Here is a 4510-nt window from a genome sequence, read left to right as displayed (position 1 = left end):
TTTACTGAACCGCCCACCCCCGATATAAACACTATCATTTTGGTGGGCAGGTTCAGTTGTGTATAAGAGACTGGCACCCCGGCACGACCGCGGACCAGCTGGCCGACGCGGTCGTCCACATGGCCCTGGACGGCCTGCGGACCGTCCGCGGCTAGCACCCCGGCCGGACCCGGCGCGGCTACTCCTCGGAGATGGCCGGGCCGCCGCCCGGGCCGGGGGCCAGCAGGTCCGTCTCCTCGAAGACCAGGAGGGTGCGGGTCGAGAGCACCTCCGGGATGGACTGGAGGCGGGTGAGGACCAGCTCGCGCAGGGTGCGGTTGTCCGGGGTGTGGACCAGCAGCAGGACGTCGAAGTCGCCGCTGACCAGCGCGATGTGGGCCGCGCCCGGCAGCTCGCGGAGCTTCTCGCGGACCGTGCGCCAGGAATTCTGGACGATCTTCAGGGTGATGTACGCGGAGGCGCCCTGGCCCGCCCGCTCGTGGTTGACACGGGCGGTGAACCCGCGGATCACCCCGTCGTCGATCAGCCGGTTGATCCGCGCGTAGGCGTTCGCGCGCGACACGTGGACCTGCTCGGCCACCGACCGTATCGACGCGCGGCCGTCCGCCTGGAGCAGCCGCATGATCGAACGGTCGATGGGGTCCAGGGGGCGCGGGGGTGCCTGTGGGGCGCACGGCGTACCGCCCGGCGGGACCGGTGCGGATCCCGGCGTGGAACCCGATGCGGCCATTTGTTCATCCGGCATTGCCCACTGCCTCCCTCTCCTGGACGTCCTGCACCCATCCCATGGCCCCGGCGCCACTTTGTCCACAGCCTGGAGCCGCCTGTAGCCAAATTGCGCCATCGACCGAACAATCGGTTGGTGAGGCGCCTCACTCCCCCGGCCACCGCCGTGGGACCCCCAGGCACCGCCCTGCCCGCTTCCCACGAGGAGGTGTACGCCGCCATGACGGTCCAAGAGCTGCCCGGTGCCGGTGCGTCCCACCGATCCACCCCGCCGCCCGCCTGGAGGCCCCGTACGGATGCCGCCCCGCTGCTCCCGGACCCCGAGCCGTACCGGGTGCTGGGCACGCCGGCCGCCGAGAAGCTCGATCCCGAGCTGATGCGGCGCTGCTACGCCGAGCTGGTGCGCGGCCGCCGCTACAACGCACAGGCCACCGCCCTCACCCGGCAGGGCCGTCTCGCGGTCTACCCCTCCACCGTCGGACAGGAGGCCTGCGAGATCGCGGCCGCCCTGGTCCTGGAGGAGCAGGACTGGCTCTTCCCGAGCTACCGCGACACCCTCGCGGCCGTGGCGCGCGGACTCGACCCCGTCCAGGCACTGACCCTGCTGCGCGGCGACTGGCACACCGGGTACGACCCGCGCGAGCACCGCATCGCACCGCTGAGCACCCCGCTCGCCACCCAGCTGCCGCACGCGGTCGGCCTGGCGCACGCGGCCCGCCTGCGCGGCGACGACGTGGTCGCGCTCGCCATGGTGGGCGACGGCGGCACCAGCGAGGGCGACTTCCACGAGGCGCTGAACTTCGCCGCCGTCTGGCAGGCCCCGGTGGTCTTCCTCGTCCAGAACAACGGCTTCGCGATATCGGTCCCGCTGGCCAAGCAGACCGCCGCCCCCACCCTGGCCCACAAGGCCGTCGGGTACGGGATGCCCGGCCGTCTCGTCGACGGCAACGACGTCGCCGCCATGCACGAGGTGCTGTCCGAAGCCGTCCGGCGGGCCCGGGCCGGCGGCGGACCGACGCTGATCGAGGCGGTCACGTACCGCATCGAGGCCCACACGAACGCCGACGACGCGACCCGCTACCGCGGTGACGCCGAGGTCGAGGCGTGGAAGGCGCACGACCCGGTGGACCTGCTGGAGCGCGAGCTGACCGCCCGCGGGATCCTGGACGCGGCAGGCGTCCAGGAGGCCAAGGACGCCGCCGAGGCGATGGCGGCGACGCTGCGCGAGCGGATGAACGCCGAGCCCGTGCTCGACCCGATGGACCTGTTCGAAAACGTCTACGCGGAGCAGACCGGCCGGCTCCGCGAACAGGCGGAGATGCTGCGCGCCGAGCTCGAGGCGGAGGAGCAGTCGTGACCACGGTGGCCGTGAAGCCGGCGACGATGGCGCAGGCCCTGGGCCGGGCCATGCGCGATGCGATGGCGGAGGACCCGACGGTCCACGTCATGGGCGAGGACGTCGGGACGCTGGGCGGGGTCTTCCGGATCACGGACGGCCTCGCGAAGGAGTTCGGCGAGGAGCGCTGCACGGACACGCCGCTCGCGGAGGCCGGGATCCTGGGCGCCGCGGTGGGCATGGCCATGTACGGGCTGCGGCCCGTCGTGGAGATGCAGTTCGACGCGTTCGCGTACCCGGCGTTCGAACAGCTGATCTCGCACGTGGCGAAGATGCGCAACCGCACGCTCGGCGCGATGCCGCTGCCGATCACCATCCGGGTGCCGTACGGCGGCGGGATCGGCGGAGTGGAGCACCACAGCGACTCCTCCGAGGCGTACTACGTGGCCACCCCCGGCCTGCACGTGGTGACCCCGGCGACCGTCGAGGACGCGTACGGGCTGCTGCGCGCGTCGATCGCGAGCGACGACCCGGTGGTCTTCCTGGAGCCGAAGCGGCTGTACTGGTCGAAGGCGCAGTGGAACCCGCAGGCGCCGCAGGCCGTACCGGGGATCGGGAAGGCACTCGTCCGGCGTACCGGCACCAGCGCGACGCTGATCACCTACGGCCCCTCCCTGCCGGTGTGCCTGGAGGCGGCCGAGGCGGCGCGCGAGGAGGGCTGGGACCTGGAGGTCGTGGACCTGCGCTCGCTCGTCCCGTTCGACGAGGACACGGTCGTGGCCTCGGTACGCCGTACCGGGCGCGCGGTGGTGGTCCACGAGGCGGGCGGCTTCGCCGGACCGGGCGCGGAGATCGTCGCCCGCATCCAGGAGAAGTGCTTCCACCACCTGGAGGCGCCGGTGCTGCGGGTGACGGGCTTCGACATCCCGTACCCGCCGCCGATGCTGGAGAAGCACCATCTGCCCGGTGTGGACCGAATCCTGGACACCGTGGCCCGCCTGCAGTGGGAGAACTGATGCCGCAGGTAATGGAGTTCAAGCTCCCCGATCTCGGGGAGGGACTGACCGAGGCCGAGATCGTCCGCTGGCTGGTCGCGGTGGGCGACGTCGTCGCCGTCGACCAGCCGGTGGTCGAGGTCGAGACGGCCAAGGCGATGGTGGAGGTGCCGTGCCCGTACGGCGGTGTGGTCACCGCCAGGTTCGGGGAGGAGGGCACGGAACTCCCCGTCGGAGCACCGCTGATCACGGTGGCGGTGGGTGCGGGCGCGGACGAGGCGGTGGAGTCCGAGGATTCCGGCTCGGGCAACGTCCTGGTCGGCTACGGGACGGACCACTCGCGCACGGCGCGTCGGAGGCGGGTGCGACCTGGCTCCGCAGCGCCGGTTCCTGCCGCCGCTCCCGTACCCACGGCCGCTCCCGCCGCGGCTCCCGTACCCACGGCCGCTCCCGTCACGGCCGCCGGGCCGGTGGCGGTGATCTCGCCGCTGGTGCGCAAGATCGCCCGGGACCACGGGATCGACCTGCGCGCGCTGCGCGGGTCCGGGCCCGAGGGCCTGATCCTGCGCTCCGACGTCGAGGCGGCGCTGCGCGCGCCGCAGCCGGCGGCGGCCCCCGCCGCGCCCGCCACCGCGCCCGCCGCGGCGGCCGGTGAGCGGATCCCGCTGAAGGGCCTGCGGGGCGCGGTGGCCGAGAAGCTGTCGCGCAGCCGCCGGGAGATCCCGGACGCCACGTGCTGGGTCGACGCCGATGCGACCGAGCTGATGGCGGCCCGGGCCGCGATGAACGCGGTGGGCGGGCCGAAGATCTCGGTGCTGGCACTGCTGGCCCGGATCTGCACGGCCGCGCTCGCGAAGTACCCGGAGCTCAACTCGACCGTGGACCTCGCGGCCAACGAGATCGTGCGGCTGCCGTCCGTGCACCTGGGTTTCGCCGCGCAGACCGAGCGCGGCCTGGTGGTCCCGGTGGTCCGGGACGCCGGGACGCGGAACCCGGAATCGCTGTCGGCGGAGTTCGCCCGGCTCACGGAGCTGGCCCGGACGGGGAAGCTGGCCCCGGCGGACCTGACGGGCGGCACGTTCACCCTGAACAACTACGGGGTGTTCGGCGTCGACGGGTCCACGCCGATCGTCAACCACCCGGAGGCGGCGATGCTCGGGGTGGGCCGGATCATGGCGAAGCCGTGGGTGCACCAGGGCGAGCTGGCCGTCCGTCAGGTCGTCCAGCTGTCGCTGACGTTCGACCACCGCGTGTGCGACGGCGGCACGGCCGGGGGCTTCCTGCGGTACGTCGCCGACTGCGTGGAGTCCCCGGCGGTCCTGCTGCGCTCCCTGTGACGCACCCGGTCCGGGGGGCCCCCCGGGCGCGGCCGCGCCCCCCCCCCGGGCCGGGCGCGCCCCGGCGGGGGGCGGGGGGGGGGGGGGAGGCTGGCAGCGAGGGGGGGGGCGCGCTC

Annotated in this window: 4 protein-coding genes; 3 read left to right on the top strand and 1 reads right to left on the bottom strand. The window is 73.4% G+C overall.

The window, feature by feature from the left end; all coding sequences use genetic code 11:
* Positions 1–178: 178 nt before the first annotated feature.
* Positions 179–745 carry an Lrp/AsnC family transcriptional regulator gene (locus ACFXA3_RS36370; RefSeq protein WP_385194383.1) on the bottom strand — a complete coding sequence of 189 codons (567 nt, stop codon included), beginning with the start codon at positions 743–745 and terminating at the stop codon, positions 179–181.
* Positions 746–946: 201 nt separating this feature from the next.
* On the opposite strand from ACFXA3_RS36370, the gene pdhA reads away from it, so the two are divergent.
* The 3 genes from pdhA to ACFXA3_RS36355 are packed head-to-tail and all read left to right on the top strand — an operon-like array spanning position 947 to position 4394.
* On the top strand, positions 947–2083 hold the full coding sequence (gene pdhA / locus ACFXA3_RS36365) for a pyruvate dehydrogenase (acetyl-transferring) E1 component subunit alpha (RefSeq protein ID WP_385194380.1): 1137 nt from the start codon (positions 947–949) through the stop codon (positions 2081–2083).
* A complete protein-coding gene (locus tag ACFXA3_RS36360; RefSeq protein ID WP_385194377.1) occupies positions 2080–3078 on the top strand; it encodes an alpha-ketoacid dehydrogenase subunit beta in 999 nt (332 codons plus the stop codon). Before pdhA ends, ACFXA3_RS36360 begins: the two co-directional genes overlap by 4 nt.
* Positions 3078–4394, top strand: coding sequence for a dihydrolipoamide acetyltransferase family protein (locus tag ACFXA3_RS36355; protein WP_385194375.1), 1317 nt, complete (start codon positions 3078–3080; stop codon positions 4392–4394). Before ACFXA3_RS36360 ends, ACFXA3_RS36355 begins: the two co-directional genes overlap by 1 nt.
* Positions 4395–4510 lie beyond the last annotated feature (116 nt).

It is taken from the genome of Streptomyces sp. NPDC059456 (assembly GCF_042750055.1).
GTDB lineage: Bacteria > Actinomycetota > Actinomycetes > Streptomycetales > Streptomycetaceae > Streptomyces.
The sequence above is the reverse complement of the archived record's forward strand: the minus strand, read 5'-3'. Positions and strand labels throughout refer to the sequence as shown.